This is a genomic window from Sphingomonas sp. TREG-RG-20F-R18-01 (assembly GCF_022662475.1).
GTDB lineage: Bacteria > Pseudomonadota > Alphaproteobacteria > Sphingomonadales > Sphingomonadaceae > Sphingomonas.
On the sequence record NZ_JAKNQQ010000001.1, the window covers coordinates 492509 to 508415 of the forward strand.

At 65.0% G+C, this 15907-nt stretch carries 22 protein-coding genes; 6 read left to right on the forward strand and 16 right to left on the reverse strand.

All coding sequences use genetic code 11. The features are described 5' to 3' along the window. Window positions 1-180 precede the first annotated feature (180 nt). The gene (leuA, locus tag L8K25_RS02435) at window positions 181-1839 is read left to right on the forward strand and encodes a 2-isopropylmalate synthase (RefSeq protein ID WP_242137321.1); all 1659 of its coding nucleotides are present in this window, start codon (window positions 181-183) and stop codon (window positions 1837-1839) included. A 137-nt stretch (window positions 1840-1976) separates the two neighbouring features. Here the strand turns inward: leuA and L8K25_RS02440 are convergent, their stop codons facing one another. From L8K25_RS02440 to folE, 3 genes are read right to left on the reverse strand one after another with little or no spacing between them, the layout of a single operon-like run. Continuing rightward, a complete protein-coding gene (locus L8K25_RS02440) occupies window positions 1977-2348 on the reverse strand; it encodes a dihydroneopterin aldolase (protein ID WP_242137322.1) in 372 nt (123 codons plus the stop codon). Continuing rightward, a complete protein-coding gene (locus L8K25_RS02445) occupies window positions 2336-3088 on the reverse strand; it encodes an SDR family oxidoreductase (protein ID WP_242137323.1) in 753 nt (250 codons plus the stop codon). Before L8K25_RS02445 ends, L8K25_RS02440 begins: the two co-directional genes overlap by 13 nt. Next, complete coding sequence (gene folE / locus L8K25_RS02450) at window positions 3088-3708, reverse strand: GTP cyclohydrolase I FolE (RefSeq protein WP_242137324.1); 621 nt, start codon at window positions 3706-3708, stop codon at window positions 3088-3090. The genes L8K25_RS02445 and folE overlap by 1 nt, the downstream gene beginning before the upstream one ends. Before the next feature lie 249 nt (window positions 3709-3957). Here folE and L8K25_RS02455 point away from each other — a divergent pair, with 249 nt between their 5' ends. The 4 genes from L8K25_RS02455 (at window position 3958) to L8K25_RS02470 (ending at window position 8413) form a co-directional block, all read left to right on the forward strand. After that, window positions 3958-6540, forward strand: a complete 2583-nt coding sequence (locus L8K25_RS02455) for a TonB-dependent receptor (protein WP_242137325.1) — start codon at window positions 3958-3960, stop codon at window positions 6538-6540. A 123-nt stretch (window positions 6541-6663) separates the two neighbouring features. Then, window positions 6664-6867: a DUF2945 domain-containing protein gene (locus tag L8K25_RS02460; RefSeq protein ID WP_242137326.1), complete on the forward strand. Its 204-nt coding sequence runs from the start codon at window positions 6664-6666 to the stop codon at window positions 6865-6867. A gap of 42 nt (window positions 6868-6909) precedes the next feature. Continuing rightward, window positions 6910-7191: an SWIB/MDM2 domain-containing protein gene (locus tag L8K25_RS02465; RefSeq protein ID WP_242137327.1), complete on the forward strand. Its 282-nt coding sequence runs from the start codon at window positions 6910-6912 to the stop codon at window positions 7189-7191. A 238-nt stretch (window positions 7192-7429) separates the two neighbouring features. Beyond that, window positions 7430-8413, forward strand: coding sequence for an aldo/keto reductase (locus tag L8K25_RS02470; protein ID WP_242137328.1), 984 nt, complete (start codon window positions 7430-7432; stop codon window positions 8411-8413). 252 nt (window positions 8414-8665) lie between these two features. On the opposite strand, the gene L8K25_RS22795 is transcribed toward L8K25_RS02470, so the two are convergent. From L8K25_RS22795 to L8K25_RS02535, 13 genes are all read right to left on the reverse strand, one after another. Continuing rightward, window positions 8666-9640 carry a site-specific integrase gene (locus tag L8K25_RS22795; RefSeq protein WP_242137329.1) on the reverse strand — a complete coding sequence of 325 codons (975 nt, stop codon included), beginning with the start codon at window positions 9638-9640 and terminating at the stop codon, window positions 8666-8668. Between the two features lie 151 nt (window positions 9641-9791). Then, window positions 9792-10169, reverse strand: coding sequence for a hypothetical protein (locus L8K25_RS02480; RefSeq protein ID WP_242137330.1), 378 nt, complete (start codon window positions 10167-10169; stop codon window positions 9792-9794). After that, on the reverse strand, window positions 10166-10693 hold the full coding sequence (locus tag L8K25_RS02485; RefSeq protein ID WP_242137331.1) for a DUF1643 domain-containing protein: 528 nt from the start codon (window positions 10691-10693) through the stop codon (window positions 10166-10168). Before L8K25_RS02485 ends, L8K25_RS02480 begins: the two co-directional genes overlap by 4 nt. Next, window positions 10690-10968 carry a hypothetical protein gene (locus L8K25_RS02490; protein ID WP_242137332.1) on the reverse strand — a complete coding sequence of 93 codons (279 nt, stop codon included), beginning with the start codon at window positions 10966-10968 and terminating at the stop codon, window positions 10690-10692. Before L8K25_RS02490 ends, L8K25_RS02485 begins: the two co-directional genes overlap by 4 nt. Beyond that, window positions 10965-12032: a hypothetical protein gene (locus L8K25_RS02495; protein ID WP_242137333.1), complete on the reverse strand. Its 1068-nt coding sequence runs from the start codon at window positions 12030-12032 to the stop codon at window positions 10965-10967. The genes L8K25_RS02490 and L8K25_RS02495 overlap by 4 nt, the downstream gene beginning before the upstream one ends. Beyond that, window positions 12029-12895 (reverse strand): DNA cytosine methyltransferase, encoded by an 867-nt coding sequence (locus L8K25_RS02500; protein WP_242137334.1) that lies wholly within the window; start codon window positions 12893-12895, stop codon window positions 12029-12031. Before L8K25_RS02500 ends, L8K25_RS02495 begins: the two co-directional genes overlap by 4 nt. A 64-nt stretch (window positions 12896-12959) precedes the next feature. Beyond that, entirely contained in the window at window positions 12960-13220 is a 261-nt protein-coding gene (locus tag L8K25_RS02505; protein ID WP_242137335.1) for a hypothetical protein, read from the reverse strand. Window positions 13221-13237: 17 nt separating this feature from the next. Then, a complete protein-coding gene (locus L8K25_RS02510; protein WP_242137336.1) occupies window positions 13238-13585 on the reverse strand; it encodes a hypothetical protein in 348 nt (115 codons plus the stop codon). Continuing rightward, complete coding sequence (locus L8K25_RS02515) at window positions 13582-13935, reverse strand: hypothetical protein (RefSeq protein WP_242137337.1); 354 nt, start codon at window positions 13933-13935, stop codon at window positions 13582-13584. The genes L8K25_RS02510 and L8K25_RS02515 overlap by 4 nt, the downstream gene beginning before the upstream one ends. Continuing rightward, window positions 13932-14150, reverse strand: coding sequence for a hypothetical protein (locus tag L8K25_RS02520; RefSeq protein ID WP_242137338.1), 219 nt, complete (start codon window positions 14148-14150; stop codon window positions 13932-13934). Before L8K25_RS02520 ends, L8K25_RS02515 begins: the two co-directional genes overlap by 4 nt. Continuing rightward, window positions 14147-14626: a hypothetical protein gene (locus L8K25_RS02525; protein WP_242137339.1), complete on the reverse strand. Its 480-nt coding sequence runs from the start codon at window positions 14624-14626 to the stop codon at window positions 14147-14149. The genes L8K25_RS02520 and L8K25_RS02525 overlap by 4 nt, the downstream gene beginning before the upstream one ends. After that, entirely contained in the window at window positions 14623-15060 is a 438-nt protein-coding gene (locus L8K25_RS02530; protein ID WP_242137340.1) for a hypothetical protein, read from the reverse strand. The genes L8K25_RS02525 and L8K25_RS02530 overlap by 4 nt, the downstream gene beginning before the upstream one ends. Then, the gene (locus tag L8K25_RS02535; RefSeq protein ID WP_242137341.1) at window positions 15057-15659 is read right to left on the reverse strand and encodes a hypothetical protein; all 603 of its coding nucleotides are present in this window, start codon (window positions 15657-15659) and stop codon (window positions 15057-15059) included. The genes L8K25_RS02530 and L8K25_RS02535 overlap by 4 nt, the downstream gene beginning before the upstream one ends. On the opposite strand from L8K25_RS02535, the gene L8K25_RS02540 reads away from it, so the two are divergent. Beyond that, window positions 15658-15903, forward strand: a complete 246-nt coding sequence (locus L8K25_RS02540; RefSeq protein ID WP_242137342.1) for a hypothetical protein — start codon at window positions 15658-15660, stop codon at window positions 15901-15903. The genes L8K25_RS02535 and L8K25_RS02540 overlap by 2 nt on opposite strands. Window positions 15904-15907 lie beyond the last annotated feature (4 nt).

Here is a 15907-nt window from a genome sequence, read left to right on the forward strand (position 1 = left end):
GCCGGTTCGCGCTGGACACGATGCCGAGCGGCGCGCTATCGTTTTGGATATGGCGATCGTGCGCGACCTCCCCCTGCTTCGACTTACGCGCCCTTAGGCGCGGACTTCTCCGTGCGCGCTGCGCACGACGCGCCTGAGGGCCTGATCCAATCCCGTCCCCCTTCGTTGACGAGACCCATCATGCTGCGCGACCCATCGACCAAATACCGACCTTTCGCCCCGATCCCCCTGCCCGACCGGCAATGGCCGTCGCGGATCATCGACACCGCGCCGCGCTGGCTGTCGACCGACCTGCGCGACGGCAACCAGGCGCTGATCGACCCGATGGATGCCGAGAAGAAGACCCGGATGTTCGACCTGATCGTCAAGGTCGGGATCAAGGAGATCGAGGTCGGCTTCCCCGCCGCGGGGGCGACCGAGTTCGACTTCATCTCCGGACTGGTGCAATCGGGCCGGATCCCCGACGACACGCTGATCCAGGTGCTGACGCAATCGCGGCGCGATCTGATCGAGCGGAGTTTCGAATCGCTGCGCGGCGCACCGCGCGCGATCGTCCATCTGTACAATGCGGTGAGCCCGGCGTGGCGCAAGATCGTGTTCGGCATGACGCGCGACGAGGTCAAGCGGATCGCGATCGACGGCGCGATGATCCTGCGCGACCAGGCCGCCGCGCAGCCCGACACCGACTGGTATTTCGAATATAGCCCCGAGACCTTCTCGACCGCCGAACTCGATTTCTCGCTCGAGGTGTGCGAGGCGGTGATGGACGTGCTGCGGCCGACGCCCGACCACAAGCTGATCCTCAACCTGCCCGCGACGGTCGAATGCGCGACGCCCAACGTCTATGCCGACCAGATCGAATGGTTCGGCCGCCACATCCGCAACCGTGACTGTGTCGCGCTGAGCCTCCACCCGCACAACGACCGCGGCACCGGCGTCGCCGCCGCCGAGCTCGGCCTGATGGCGGGCGCGGACCGGGTCGAGGGCTGCCTGCTGGGGAATGGCGAGCGCACCGGCAATTGCGATCTCGTGACGGTCGCGCTCAACATGTACACGCAAGGCGTCGATCCGGGGCTCGACTTCTCGGACATCGATGCGATCGTCAACACCGTCACCTATTGCACACAGCTGCCCGTGCATCCGCGCACGCCTTATGCTGGCGACCTGGTCTTCACCGCCTTCTCGGGAAGCCATCAGGACGCGATCAAGAAGGGCTTCGCGGCACAGGACACGAAGAACGATCCGCTGTGGGAAGTCCCCTATCTGCCGATCGACCCGGCCGACCTGGGGCGCAGCTATGAGGCGGTGATCCGCGTCAATTCGCAGAGCGGCAAGGGCGGGGTCGCCTGGGTGATCGAGCAGGACAAGGGGCTCAAGCTGCCGAAGCGGCTCCAGGCGGACTTCAGCCGCCACGTCCAGCGGCTGGCCGACGAGACCAGCCGCGAATTGAACGCCGCCGATATCTGGGGGCAGTTCGCCGCCACCTATCTGGCGCGGGATGCGGACCGGTTCCGTCTGGTCGATTATCAGGAGAGCGGGAGCGTCGGGGACCGGTTGTTCGTCGGGCATGTCGCGGTGGACGGGACCGAGCGGTCGATCTCGGGGCGGGGCAACGGGTTGATTTCGGGCGTGATCGCGGCGCTGGAGGGCTCGACCGGGCCGACGCTCGACGTGGTGGACTATAACGAGCACGCGATCGGCCACGGTGCGGATGCGCAGGCGGCGGCCTATGTCGAGTGCCGCACGGCCGACGGGCGGACAGTGTTCGGCGTCGGGATCGACGCCGACGTTGCCACCGCGAGCGTCCGCGCGGTGTTGAGCGCGGCGAACCGGGCTTAGCCAGCACTTCTTCCCCGGCGAAGGCCGGGGCCCAGTCGCGATGGCAGTGGTAACTGGCGACGAGGCGCGGTTACGATCTGTCTCGCTACTGGGCCCCGGCCTTCGCCGGGGAAGTCCCTTTTGCGGACACGAGGGAATTACCGCCCCCGTTCGATCTCGCACCCGATCGCGGCGTCGGGATAGATATCCGGCTTGGTCGTCCGTACCGTCACCCGTTCGACGCGCGCGTCGGCAAGGCACAGCGCCGCGATCGCCTCGCACAAAGTCTCCTGCAGGTCGAAGTGCCGCCCCGCGACCAGCGCCTGGATCCCGCTGCGCACGAAATCATAGTCGAGCACCTGGTCGATCCGGTCGTCGGCGGGCGGCGCGGGATAGACGACCTGCATCCGCACCGAGACGATCACACGCTGCGGTGCGGCACGTTCGACCGGGTGGATGCCCAGCCCCATCACGAGCTCCAGCCCCTCCAGGATCGTCGTGAAACGCACCGGCTCGATCATACCCGACATTCGAACATCACATCCCGCTGGCTTGGAAGGAAATGCTGCCCGCAGTCGACGAAAAGATTCTGGCCTTCGATCCCGCGCGCAGCGAGCAGGAAGGCCACCGCCCGGGCAATGTCCTGCGGATCGACCGGCCGGCGCAACGCATTGCGCGACGCGACCGCAGCAAATTCCGCGTCCGTCTGGTCCGCACTGGGCAAGGTCAGCCCCGGCGAGACCGCGTTGATCCGGACCCGCGGACCCAGCGCCTGCGCCAGCATCGTCGTCGCCCCCGCCAGCGCGATCTTGGCGCAGCTATAGGCGAAGAAATCCGGGTTGAGATTGGCGACCTTCTGGTCGAGCACATCGACCACCGCGCCCGACGCGAGATCGTCCTGCCGGGCCAGCGCGCAGGCAAGCAGGACCGGCGCCTGCAGGTTGACGCGCGCATGAAGTGCCAGCGCGCCGGCCGATACGTCGGGCGGGGTATCGTAATCGAACAACGACGCGCTGTTGACGACCGCCATCAACGGCCGCCCGAACGCCGCCCGTGCCGCCGCGATCAGCGCGTCCGGCGTATCCGGCTCGGCCAGATCCCCGGTGACGACGGTCGAGCCGGGCAGATCCCGGGACAATGCCTCGGCCGCCCCGGCCGAATGCAGGTGGTGGATCGCGACCCGCCACCCTTCCGCAGCGAGATGCCGCGCGATCGTCGCGCCCAGCCGCCGCGCGGCGCCGGTCACGAGCACCGTCCGCTCGTCGCGCATCAGCAGCCCATCAGCGCCAGGATTTCCTTCCGGCTGCGCTCGTCGTCGCGGAACACGCCCATCATCCGGCTGGTGACCATGGTGACGCCCGGCGTACGCACGCCGCGCGCGGTCATGCAGGCGTGGCTCGCCTCGATCACCACGGCGACCCCGAGCGGCTTCAGATTGTCCCAGATGCAATTGGCGACCTCCGCCGTCAGCCGCTCCTGCACCTGCAACCGCCGCGCATAGGCGTGGAGGACACGCGCCAGCTTTGAAATGCCGACCACCCAGTTGGACGGGAGATAGGCGATATGCGCCTTGCCGATGATCGGTGCCATGTGATGCTCGCAATGCGACTGGAACGGAATGTCCTTGAGCAGGACGATCTCGTCATACCCGCCGACCTCCTCGAACACGCGCGCCAAATGCACCGCCGGATCGTCCTGATACCCCGCGCAATATTCCTTCCACGCGCGTGCGACTCGCTGGGGCGTCTCGATCAGGCCCTCGCGCTCGGGGTTGTCGCCGGCCCAGCGGATCAGCGTGCGCACCGCCTCGGCCACGTCCTCGGGCACGGCGAGCTTGGCCGGTGCGGCCACCAGATCGGCGTTACTGCGCACGTGGGTATCGTCGTCCATGTTTCGTCTTCCAGTTCTTGGTCCCGTATGACGCTACGGCAACCGTCATGTCCTGCAGCAGGATTCCAAGGACCCGAATTGGTCCTGCTTTGCAACTGTCTCCTTTCGGCAACGATCCGGAGACCCTGCGCAATACGTACGATTATGCCATTGACGGCAGATTCAACGACACGCTATTTCACAAACCCTAAGTTCGAAAAATGCAGATCCGGCGTCAGATCGGGGACTGCGGCAGCGAGAGGATGACCTATGAGAAAGTCGGACCTGCTTGGCGCGTCGGCAATTGCCTTGCTGTACGCCGTTCCCGCCGTTGCACAGGATACGCCGCCGACGACCCAGGCGCAGGGGGCGCCCGCGGCAACCTCCTCCGCCCCGCGGGTCGATCGCAGCGCGACCGATACCGACGACATCATCGTGACCGCGACCAAGCGCGAACAGACGTTGCAGGACGTTCCCGTGTCGGTCGCGGTGACCAGCGACGACACGATCAAGAAGGCGAAGATCCACGATCTCATCGACTTGCAGGCGACCGTTCCCTCGCTCAAGGTCACGCAGTTCCAGAGTGCTGGCCAGACCAACTTCACGATCCGCGGGTTCGGCAACGGCAACGGCAACATCGGCATCGAGAGCTCGGTCGGCGTGTTCATCGACGGCGTCTACCGTTCGCGCTCGGCATCCTCGATTTCCGACCTTCCCGAACTCGAGCGCATCGAGGTCCTGCGCGGACCGCAATCGACGTTGTTCGGCAAGAACGTGTCGGCGGGCGCGATCTCGATCATCACCAAGCGACCACAATTCACCTGGGGCGGGACCGCGGAAGCGACCACCGGAAACTTCGGCAACATCGAGGCGCGCGCCTCGATCACCGGGCCGATCACCGATACGCTGGCCTTCCGCCTGTACGGCAGCGTCAACCAGCGCGACGGTTATTATTCCAATGCGGTCAACGGCGTGAAAGTGAACGGCCGGGATCGCCAGTCGCTGCGCGCCGACGTGCTGTTCGAACCGTCTTCGAATTTTTCGGTGCGGATCATCGGCGACCTGAACAATATCAACGAAGTCTGTTGTGGCGCGGTGACCGTCACCAACGGTCCGTTGACCCAGCTGATCGGCCTGCCACGGGCGTTCGGCGGCGTGGGCGGCGTAATCGGCAATCCGGCGACCCCGTTCAACCGCCAGGTCGTCTACAACACCGCGCCCAACAACAAGCTCAACGGCAAGGGCATTTCCGGGCAGGTCGACTGGAACCTGGGGTTCGCCAAGCTGACCTCGATCACCGCCTACCGCCGCCAGACCAACGACACCACGCTCGACGTCGATTTCACCGGGGCGGACGTGTCGAACCAGACCACCGCCGATACGATCAAGACGTTCAGCCAGGAGCTGCGGCTGGCATCGGACTCGACCGGCCCGTTCAACTGGCTCGTCGGTGGCTTCTATTCGGATGAACGGATCAAGACCGGCCGCAACATCCTGTACGGTACCGACGCCCGGCGCTTCGTCGACGCGGCCGCGCTTGCCGCTACCGGTGCGTCGCTGCTCGGCACGTCGCCGATCACGACCCTCGAGGCGCTCCAGCGCGCCGCCGGCAACACGACGGTCGTACCGGGCCAGACGTACTTCGCCTCCGGCACGGGGATCTTCGACAATTACCGGCTGACCGACCTGTCCTATTCGATCTTCGGGCAGGCCGACTACAAACTGTTCGAGAAGCTGACGCTGACGGTCGGCGGGGCGTATCTGCACGATCGCAAGGCGGCCGTCTCGAACGTGGTGCTGACCGATCGCTTCTCGCAGCTGAACCTGCAGAACGTCCCCGAACTCGGCTTCCTGCCGGCGCGGATCATCAATCCGGCCGCCCCGGCCGCGGCGCGCATTCCGACCAACCTGTTTGCCGGCCTGAACGCCCTGCAGTTCTTCTACCCCGATACCGCCAACCACGGTCCGGTCAATTTCCCCAACGCCAGCGAAGACGGCATCCTGAAAGGCAGCAAGTTCACCTATCTCGGCCGTGTAAAATATGATTTCTCCCGCAACATCAACGTCTATGCGAGCTATTCGACGGGCTGGAAGGCTGGCGCGTACAATCTCTCGTCGGACAGCCGCCCCCCCAATAACGGCGTTGGCCGCACAGCCGACCCCGAAGACGTCCGCGTCTTCGAGATCGGTGCCAAGTCGCGCTTTGCCGGGGGGTATCTGAACATCGCGCTGTTCGACGAGAAGATCAAAGGCTTCCAGTCGAACGGCTTTACCGGAACCGGTTTCGCGCTGGTGAACGCCGGCAGCCAGTCGGTCCGCGGGGTCGAGGTCGAGGGGTCGTACAAGCCGTTCCGGGCGTTGCTGCTCAACGCATCGGGTACGTATCTCGATGCCAAATACGACAGCTTCACCAAGGCGCCCTGCTTCGCCTTCGATCCGCGCTGCCAGGTCGCGCCGGGCTCGGCGGCAGGCACGCTCGCGCCGCAGTTCCGCGACCTGACCGGTGCGCGGCCGGGCGGCGTCCCGGAATTCTCCGCCAACGTCAATGCCACCTACACCCAGCAGATTACCGACCGGGTGAGCGGGTTCGTGCGCGGGGAGTTCGTCTATCAGAGCAACACGGCGCTGACCGACACCGTGCCCGCCTCGGTGGCCAGTTCCAAGGTCCAGACGGTCAATGCCAGCATCGGGCTCGACCTCCCGGACCAGTTCCAGATCCAGGGCTGGGTCCGCAATCTCGGCAACGACAATTACTATCTCGGTGCCTTCAACACGGTCATCCAGTCGGGCAGCTACAGTGCCTATATCAACGAACCCCGCACCTACGGCGTGACGTTACGCAAAAGCTTCTGACCATTACTGCCTGAAAATCGATGAACGGCTCGCTTTTCCTGTCGGAATGGCGGGCCGTTTGTCGTCGGATGCAACCGAAAGCATGGTTCGAGCGCTGATGCGCGCAACCGACGGAGACGAGCGATGGACGACTTGCACAAGGGCGACGCTGTTACGTGGAAATCGCATGGCGGGACCGCGCATGGCGTCGTCGAGAAGAAACAGACCAGCGCGACCCATATCAAAGGCCACAAGGTCGCGGCCACGCCGGACGACCCCCAGTACATCGTAAAGAGTGACAATGGCGGCAAGGCAGCGCACAAGAGCGCAGCGCTGCACAAGGCGTGAAACCGATGTCGGTTGTAACGGCACACCAGGAAGGACCAAAAAATGGCCAAGACCCCAACCGCGAAGAGCGACGCCCCCAAGACCGGCGGTATCTTCGCGCCTATCCAGCCATCGGCCGAACTCGGCGCGATCGTCGGCAACGACAAGCTGCCGCGCAGCGAAGTGATCAGCAAGGTGTGGGAATACATCAAGGCAAACAACCTGCAGAACCCTGAGAACAAGCGTGAAATCGTCGCTGACGAAAAGCTCAAGAAGGTATTCGGCAAGGACCGCGTGACCATGTTCGAGATGAACAAGCATCTCGCTGGTCACATGAAGGCCTAAGCTGATCGAACATGGCTGCGGCCGCGATACCCCCCGGTGTCGCGGCCGTAATGGTGTCCGCGGTACGGCGCGCTGGTAGACCGGCCGATGAAGGCATCGCGGTCGATCCGGTCGTCTCGCCGCACTGATCTACCCCGTTCCTGAGAGGTTGCCGACATCCCGTGGTTATCCCGGGGGAAGCGACGCCCTATCTCGAGAACGGGTCCGCTGCTCGGCGGGCGAACCAAGGACATTCTCGATGCAAGACCGTACTCTCGGGCAAGGATTGAACGTTTCGGCGATCGGCTTCGGCTGCATGGGGCTCAATTTCGGCTATGCGACGACGATGACCCGGCCGGAAGGGGTCGCGCTGATCCGCCAGGCGGTCGAGCGCGGCGTGACCTTCTTCGATACGGCGGAAGTCTACGGCCCCTATACCAATGAGGAGATGGTCGGCGAGGCGCTCGGCGCGGTGCGCGACCAGGTCGTGATCGCGACCAAGTTCGGGTTCGACATCGGCAAGGGCATGGGGGCGCTCGACAGCCGACCCGCACAGATCCGGGGCGTTGCCGACGCTGCGCTGAGCCGTCTCGGCGTCGAGCAGATCGACCTGTTCTACCAGCATCGCGTCGACCCTGCCGTACCGATCGAGGACGTCGCGGGTACGGTCAGGGATCTGATCGCGTCTGGCAAGGTCAAGCACTTCGGTCTCTCCGAACCCGGGATCGAAACCGTTCGCCGAGCCCATGCCGTCCAACCGGTGACGGCTATCCAAAGCGAATATTCGCTCTGGACGCGGGGGCCGGAAAGCAACGGGACCCTGGCGCTATGCGCGGAGCTCGGGATCGGCTTCGTGCCCTACAGCCCGCTCGGCCGGGGTTTCCTGACCGGCGCGATCACGGCGGACACGAAGATCGCCGCCGGCGATTTCCGGGCCTCGCTGCCGCGCTTCACGCCGGAGGCCATTGCGACGAACGAAGCGCTGGTCGATCTGCTCAAGCGCATCGCTACCAGCAAGGGGGCGACGCCTGCGCAGATCGCCATTGCCTGGCTGCTGGCGCAGCGGCCGTGGATCGTCCCGATCCCCGGCACGACGAAGCTCCACCGGCTGGAGGAGAATCTTGGCGGTGCGGCAATCGTTCTGACCGGCGAAGACCTCGCGACGATCGACACGGCATCGCGCGGCATCGCGATCGCGGGCGAGCGCTACCCCGACCATTTGCTCGCGGTCACCGGCGGCTGACCATGCGACCCGGTCGCGCGCCGCGTGCGCGGCCAGGCGTGGCGCGATCGACTGGCTTTGCGCGCTGCTGCGGAATGGTGCCCCCGAGTGGATTCGAACCACCGGCCTGCGGTTTAGGAAACCGGCCGTTGCTCGTGTCGCACGAGACAAAACAGCTCATTTCCGCCCCTGTCCGGGGCGGGATATAGCAGGACATAGCCAGAACATGCGGCACGTAGGTGCGATGCGTGGCTAGGAGCAAGGGTTGCGATTCTACCACGTCAGCGACTCCGCGGCGGTGGACAGGAAATCAGGTGAGAATCGGGCGTAGACGCGCTCGGTGATTCGGCTGTCGGAGTGGCCTAGAAACTGCGCGATCTGGAAGACCGGAACGCGGTCTTCCGCCATCCAAACAGCTGCACTGTGTCTTAGCATGTGCGGCGTCGCAGTGATGCCGGACCGGACGCAAGCAGCGGCAAAGCCCTTCTTGATCGACCCCACCTTCCCACGGCCAAGCTCGATCACGTAGGGCGACAGGGCCCCGGTCTTCGCCTCCTCGAGCGCGGCACGGATCTGCCCGTTCATCGGCACGGTCGCGCGGTACTTGCTGGTCTGTACGCGGTCAGCCGGATTGAGGGTGATCAACCCACGGTCGAAGTCGACGCGATCCCAGGTCAGGTCGAGCAGTGCGTTCGAACGCGCGCCGGTGGCGACTGCGAGCTTCATGAACAGCTTCACGTGCGGCCGCCCGGCGCCGTCAAGAAGCTTGCGGAATTCGGCTTTCGAAAGGTGCCCGATCGTCGAAGCCGGCAGCTTCGGCATCTGGATGAAGGGAGCCTCGGCAATCAGCTTCTCTTTCTTCGCCCAGTTCAACGCTGCGCGAATGACCGCGAGCTCGTTCCGAACCGTGATCGCCGCGCAGTGTGCCCGGCTCTCGCGGTAATCGAGTGCTGCCTGCTTATCTACGCGCTCGATCGGCAGCTTGTCCCAGAACCTGCGAGCGGCTTTCCACGCGACCTCCGCGCGCTTGATCGACAGCATCTTTGCCTTTGCCTCAAGGTAGCGGTCGACAGCTTGACCGACGGTTTCGGTGAGTCCGCCTACCGATCTCCGCGACCAGAAGCTGCGCGCGGCGGCTTTCGCTGCCGTAGCATCTGTCGTTCCAAGTGAATGGCGGCGGCGTCGGCCGTCCTCGTTCCAGACGATGGCGAGGAATCCGCGGTATCGTTGGAGGGTGTAGTCCGGCACTCGAATTTCTCCACTTCATCGGCCCGAATGCGGACCAGTTTTCCTCCGAGCCTGAAGCTCGGCAAATCCCCGCTTTCGATCAGCGATCGAACAGTTCGGGGTGAACATGCCCAGCGCTCGGCGAGCGTCGGCACGTCGTAGACGGCGGCGGTCATGGCATTGGTCCTTCCTTCAAGGGTTTGAGCTGACGCAGTCCGGCGGGCACGTAGCGCGCGCGGCGCAGCGCAGCCCGGACGGCGACGGTGTTGGGAATCACGGGTCCGGCGTTGCCGTCGATTCGGCCGGGTGCGGGATCGGTCGAGAACTTCTGCACCGCGGCGCACGGGACCGGGAAGCGATCGAATGCTGGCGCGGTGCCGTACCGGTGCCGGTGATAATAGTCGGGAGCCGCGTCGATCTCTTCGCGACTGTACTCGCCCGCCCACGGCAGCGGATATGCATACCCCGCGTTCTTCGGACGCCAGAGCGTGATGTACGGGTTGCCCCGAAAGTCCTCGCGGACGTCGACGATATAGAACGGGTCCATCATAGCGAATTCCACGGCTGGGGGATGATGTCGTGGCCGACGTAGAGCGGGTGCTTCGGCGTTCCGTCGGCGTTGATCTGGAAGGCGGTGACGCGAGCGCCGGCGGCGGCGAGCAGCCCCAGCACGGCGCGCTCGCGGTCGAGGTGCCGCCCCTGCGCGCCCCAAGCTGCGACCAGCGCCACCTTGCGTTCGATCGAGGTCAGCGCCGCAAGACGGATTGCTTCATCGTTCTCCGGTCCGATCGGCTCGGGATGCAGCTTCATCACCCGCGGGTCGGTGGCGCGGAGGGCGAAGAGGTTCACGACCACGACGCCGCCATACGCCCAAGCACGCGCGCGCTTGGCGAGTCCGGCGATCGTCGGATCGAGCTTCTCGTGCGTCGCGGTCGACGGGTTCAGCATGCAGACGACGAGCGGCGGCAGCGCCCGGTCCCAGATCCACGCGAGGCTATAGCGGTGCGCCTCGTCGTCGGAGAAGGTCGCGGTGCACTCCATGCCTGTGAGGTCGCTGCGCGATAGGGTCTTCATCGTTCCCCCTCCTGCTTAACGACGACGCCGGGCAGAACGAACTTCAGATCTTCGGTGATCGTGACAATCGCTTTGGTGCCGGTCTTGTACGCCGGGGAGCCGGCGGTCTCGTCTTCGAAAAGCACTTGGAAAGACACGCCTGGTCCAATGGGACTGACCGGCCCCCGCCCGAGCTGTTTGCAAATAGCGTCGGCGATTATCCGCTCAAGTTCTGCCGCGGGCACAACCGCCCGATGCTTCCGGACGTGGGTCTCGGGGGTGACGACGTCTTTCATTGCTGCACCTTCCCGGCATCGTCCGCGCTCGACCGAGGCTCGCTCTCCCACAATCCAGGCGGATCGAACCGGCTGAAGCCACGCGAGGGTTGCGCCGGCTGATCTGATGAGACGGCGACGAAACGCCCGTCATGGAACTCGGCGGTGTTGCGCGCCCAGAGCTTCCCATCCTCGCCGCGGTAAATGGCGAGTTCGGCATGCTCGTGCTGGGGCTGTCCGGCCTGCAATTCGGCGGTACCGACCATCTCGTACAGCGTTCCGCGCTTCACATGCCGAAACCGCTCGACTGGTGCTACGGGCATTGCGGCGATGACGGCGTCCGCCATTTCCAGCCAGTATTCCTGCACCTCAGACTTGCTGTCCGCAAATAACGCCGCTTCTTCCTCACCAGCAATCCGGCGCGGCCCGGCGGCCTCGTTCAGGACCTTGGCTAGCGCGTGCCGATCAACCGTACCGGTGTCGTGGGCACGTGCCGTCAGTGCTTCCAGCTTCGGCTTCATTTCAGCGCGCCAGACTTCAAAGGGCGATTTCGCACGGGCACCGAACCCGAGCATCTTCGCGATCTCGTAGAACGCGGTTGCGTAGCCATCGCCGGCGGCGGGGCGGTCATATGCGGACGGCTTAGGCGCGCTTTTTGACGGGAAGCCTGTTGGACCAGACCGCCAATCACGCATTGCCTGCGCAATTGCGCGAACCTGCGCGCAGTGGCTGGGATCTCCCCCCGCGGCGGCACGTCGGTCTGCCCACGTGTCGGCCATCGTCGGCGCGTCCGGGTCACGTGCTAAGAGTACCAAGTAGGGTTCATCCGGCGCTCGCTTAGCAAGGCAATCGTGGTTGCCCTGTTCGCCAACGACCTCTCCGGGGTGGGGGCGGGCGGCGTAAGCGACATGCGCGAGCACGCGGACAGCTGCGTCCTCGATACCTCGGCTGGAACCTGACGTAGCCTCGCGACGGACCATATGGCTTTGAAGGAGGGCACGCGCCTCAAGCTCGCGGAACAGCAAGTCACGCGCGGCTTCCCTAACAACCTCGTACATCGACGCGGCGGTGGGGGTGTCGTTCATGCTGCGATCCTCTCGTCGATTTCGAGCGCGTCGACGGCGGCAATCCGCTCGCCAATCCAGCGCATCACCGGCACGGCCATGCTGTTGCCGAGCGCCTTGTAACGCGGCCCGTCCGCCATCGGCTTGCCGCGATATGGGGCCAGCGTGTAATCGTCCGGGAATCCTAGCGATCGTTCCCATTCTCGAGGGGTGGCAATGCGGACCCTACCCCCATCCAGAACGCAAGGCGTGCGGTCGTCGAAAGCCATTGACCCAAGGCGGGTGAGAACAGGCGCGGCTGCCGGTCGCGACGCGCGATCCCGCGCAACGCCCGGTTGCTCAAAAAGTACCTGGCCTGCGGTGGCAGCGCTTCCGCGATATCCGACCATGATGACGCGCCGGCGGGGCTGATCGAGAGGCCCTCCGGCCCCGCGGCTGTCCACAACTCGCCATGCGACACCATACCCCAACTCTGCAAAGCTTCGCACGAATCGGATGAAGCCGGGCGCCAGTCGAGCGCATAGAACGTTGGGGACATTCTCCCAGACGAACCATCGAGCATGCGATCGGCGAGTAAGCTCGACAAAGCCTCGGGCGAGGCCGCTGCGGCTGCCGTCGAAACCGGAGCCAGCGACACCAGCGCCGGCCGCATAGCCGACGCTGTTGTCTTGGCAGGGGGTTCCTCCGACAAGAAGGTCAATTGGTCCATATTCATCGCCCCGTATGGTGGTGAAATCGCCATGCAGCGGCGTGTTGGGATAGTGGTGGGCCAGCACAGCGCGCGGCGCGGGCTCGATTTCGCTGTAGGCCGCAGCTTCCCAGCCGAGCGGCTTCCATGCCACGCTGCTGGCGCTGATTCCGGCGCAGACGTCGAGGTAGCGCATCAGGCCACCCACCCTTTGGCTCGGCCCCTTAGAGCCGCCTGCTCGAGGATCATCTCACGACCGGTCACGAGCGCGGCGGCTTTATGCTGGAGTCCGCGTCGCGGAGATCCTGGATCGGCAGGCCAGCCTCCTCCGAGCCCTGCCCGATCATATCGAGGGCGGCCCGATGCGTCGGAGCGCCGAACAGCATGATTTTGACCGGAAAACCGAGGCTGGTCAGGTCGAAGGTGTGGGTCTTCCCGTCGCTCATATAATCGGCGGCGGCGGCGGTGACGCCGATGATCGCGATTGGGCTACCGTCGGGTTGCGCGGCCAAGCCGAACACGCACTGTTCCTCGCGCATCATGCTTCACCTGACGGCGCTGTCGCGCGCGTTCCCACCTTCTGGCTGGTACCGTCCCAGACGAATTGCCCACCGTCGCCGACCGGGAAATGTGCCTCGCACCCGGCGCAGAACGTGCCGCTGTAGAAGAACGGGTCGCGGGCATAGGTCTCGGCAAGAGCGAGGCCCATGTTGGTGACGACGCCGCATTTCTCATGGACGTAGGCGCGGCGGACAGGTTCGACGAAACCCTTAGCGCGCTCGTTGGCGGACAAGACGACATAGCCCTTCTGCATGCCCGTTGCCGGGTTGATATCGCGGTGGTCTGGGGTCACCGGACTCCCATCGGTCAAAGTCGTATCGCTCACAGCAAGTCTCCAGATTGAGGGGGCAGGATCGCGCGCAGCGGCGTGCGGCGGTGGATTGGTGTTTCGGGCGCACCGACGATGAGCCGGACAACTGCGGGGTGGTGGAGCTTGCCGTCGGCCCCCATCCAGGTCAGGCGACCGTAGTGGATCCAGTCCTCGGGCAGTTCGGACGCGCCGAACCGCAGCAGTGGCTCGATGTCTTCCGGATGCTCGGCGAGGTAGGAGACGAAGCTTCCGGCCGTCTCCATCGCGCCGACGCCTGCGGCTTGACCGAGAGCCTCGGCGACCTCGGCGATGCGCTTGATGACCGCGGCGGCGGCGGCGAAATCGATCGTCGACACGTCCGTCATGACGGCTTTCGGAGATCGGCAAGCGCCCGCGTCAGGTCCATGCTCGCGCGGCGGACCGCGCCGCTGTCCTTGGGCCGAATGCTGTCGTCCATCCAAGCCTTGCCGCTTTTCGCCCATTCTGCCGGCGCGCGCTCGATCGGCGCTGGGACTGCCTTGGCGCGGGCGAGGAAACGCTCGGCCTCGGCGATCGCGGTGGTGAGGGTGTCGCGATTCATTCCGCGGTTCCTTTCGGTGCTGGAAGCATCGGCAGCATCGCGGGCATGGTGCCGACCCGATACGCCCCTGCAATTTGCGGCCGCATCCAGTCGCCGACCGACTTCCCGTCGGGCAGCACGATGTTGGCCATGAACTCGTCTTCGAACAGTGCGATGCCGCTCTCGACCGCCTCGAGCTTCGCCTTGATGACGAGCGCGAGGGCGCGCCAACGCTGGCGGACCGCTTGGTCGAATTCCTTGGCGGCGGCATCGGCGGTGCGGGTGCCGCGGCTGTGATGCGTGCAGGCGCGGTCGTTGCGCGCCGGCAGCGGCAGGACGAACTTGATCTGGCGCCCAGCCATACGGAAGCCGACGAGCGCGGCATCGTCCTGCCAGCCGTACATGAACTGGTCGGCACCGTAGCGGATCAGCGTGCGCTCGTTCTCGTCGCGCGACCGCGCGCTGGTGACCTCGGTCGAGGCAGCATAACGCGTCATGCTGCCACCTCATCAAGCAAGACGGCCCGCGGGCGCGTTCCGCTCAAGGTGCGCCAGGCGAACGACGGGGCCGATGGCAATAGCCACAGGTGACGCATGTTCGCGACGTTCACGATGTCGCTGTCGGCGGGGTAAATCTCCACTGCCCAGCGATCGCCGTACCCGGCTTCACGCTTGAGCCGCTGGCGATCGTCCCAGCTGATATCATCGCGCCAGCGCTGCTGACGTTCGTTCCACTCGGTGCGATTGACCGACAGCCGCAGGATGCCGTCGGCCTCGGGGAAGATCTGCACCAGAAATTGACGGGAGCGCATGACGTCGAGCCGCACCGCACCATCTACCGGCCATTCCGACCGAGACACGCCGATGAGCTCGACCGGCCACACGCGGCTTTGCCGGCGCATATCGCGCAGCTGTTGCGACGTCGGCTTCATGCCGCAATCCGATCAATGTTCCCACGCACGACGCGGAAGGTCAGAGCCACGACGTCGGGATTATCATCCCAATGTTGCCCCTCTGCGGGGTGAAGGCTCGACCAGAGTTCGCGGTACCACCACCGCGGAGTAACATTCACGTGAGGCTGCTCGGTCTCGACCATCCAACCGTCGAGCGGGCGACCGAGACCCTCCATCCATCCGCGGAGCTTCGCGCCCTCGGCGATGCAATCGTCTTCGCTGATCGACTGAAGCGCCTCGACCTTTATGCCTTCAACGATCAGCGTCAGCCGGGAAGCCCATCGCGGCATATGGATCGACGGCTTGTAGCTCGGCCACGTCGGGACTGCGCTGGAAGCCAAGGCGACTGGGATCTGTTCAACGAACTCGGTGTGACTGGCGCGTTCGTGCGCCATGTACCCGACCTCGACCACGTCGCTGTAGACGCTGCGGACAGCGAACGATTCCCGGACGTAGAGCCGATCGCCGACCTCTACGCGTCGCAATGGTGACGTGGCGAGACGCCGTGTCTGCGTCTTGCGGTCGTCACAAAGCGCGCGCACCATGGCCGATGAAAAGATGATGGGACGATCAGTCATGACGGCGGAACCTGAACTCGAGCGCGGAACACCGGCGAAGCTGTTCCGACTCTCCGGCTTTCCCGGTCAGCAGACGCAAGCAGGGGGACCTATTGAGGAAGGTTCGCTCCGGGACTTGCTCCAGGTCGCCATGAACGACGTGGACGATCTCTGGCGCTACTCGATCGTGACGCTCGGCCGCCCGCTGATCAAGGAAAGCGACATTCGTGCCCTGGCGAAGGAATGGGATATCCGACCAGCCTGAAACA

Bases quoted from the DNA above. Each gene is read 5' to 3' on its own strand.
- L8K25_RS02515 (WP_242137337.1), bottom strand. From the start codon at position 13,935: ATGACGGACGTGTCGACGATCGATTTCGCCGCCGCCGCCGCGGTCATC.
- L8K25_RS02520 (WP_242137338.1), bottom strand. From the start codon at position 14,150: ATGAATCGCGACACCCTCACCACCGCGATCGCCGAGGCCGAGCGTTTC.
- L8K25_RS02480 (WP_242137330.1), bottom strand. From the start codon at position 10,169: ATGATGGACCCGTTCTATATCGTCGACGTCCGCGAGGACTTTCGGGGC.
- L8K25_RS02470 (WP_242137328.1), top strand. From the start codon at position 7,430: ATGCAAGACCGTACTCTCGGGCAAGGATTGAACGTTTCGGCGATCGGC.
- L8K25_RS02440 (WP_242137322.1), bottom strand. From the start codon at position 2,348: ATGTCGGGTATGATCGAGCCGGTGCGTTTCACGACGATCCTGGAGGGG.
- folE (WP_242137324.1), bottom strand. From the start codon at position 3,708: ATGGACGACGATACCCACGTGCGCAGTAACGCCGATCTGGTGGCCGCA.
- L8K25_RS02525 (WP_242137339.1), bottom strand. From the start codon at position 14,626: ATGACGCGTTATGCTGCCTCGACCGAGGTCACCAGCGCGCGGTCGCGC.
- L8K25_RS02455 (WP_242137325.1), top strand. From the start codon at position 3,958: ATGAGAAAGTCGGACCTGCTTGGCGCGTCGGCAATTGCCTTGCTGTAC.
- L8K25_RS02530 (WP_242137340.1), bottom strand. From the start codon at position 15,060: ATGAAGCCGACGTCGCAACAGCTGCGCGATATGCGCCGGCAAAGCCGC.
- L8K25_RS02460 (WP_242137326.1), top strand. From the start codon at position 6,664: ATGGACGACTTGCACAAGGGCGACGCTGTTACGTGGAAATCGCATGGC.
- L8K25_RS02490 (WP_242137332.1), bottom strand. From the start codon at position 10,968: ATGAAAGACGTCGTCACCCCCGAGACCCACGTCCGGAAGCATCGGGCG.
- L8K25_RS02465 (WP_242137327.1), top strand. From the start codon at position 6,910: ATGGCCAAGACCCCAACCGCGAAGAGCGACGCCCCCAAGACCGGCGGT.
- L8K25_RS02540 (WP_242137342.1), top strand. From the start codon at position 15,658: ATGACGGCGGAACCTGAACTCGAGCGCGGAACACCGGCGAAGCTGTTC.
- L8K25_RS02445 (WP_242137323.1), bottom strand. From the start codon at position 3,088: ATGCGCGACGAGCGGACGGTGCTCGTGACCGGCGCCGCGCGGCGGCTG.
- leuA (WP_242137321.1), top strand. From the start codon at position 181: ATGCTGCGCGACCCATCGACCAAATACCGACCTTTCGCCCCGATCCCC.
- L8K25_RS02535 (WP_242137341.1), bottom strand. From the start codon at position 15,659: ATGACTGATCGTCCCATCATCTTTTCATCGGCCATGGTGCGCGCGCTT.
- L8K25_RS02495 (WP_242137333.1), bottom strand. From the start codon at position 12,032: ATGAACGACACCCCCACCGCCGCGTCGATGTACGAGGTTGTTAGGGAA.
- L8K25_RS02500 (WP_242137334.1), bottom strand. From the start codon at position 12,895: ATGCGCTACCTCGACGTCTGCGCCGGAATCAGCGCCAGCAGCGTGGCA.
- L8K25_RS02485 (WP_242137331.1), bottom strand. From the start codon at position 10,693: ATGAAGACCCTATCGCGCAGCGACCTCACAGGCATGGAGTGCACCGCG.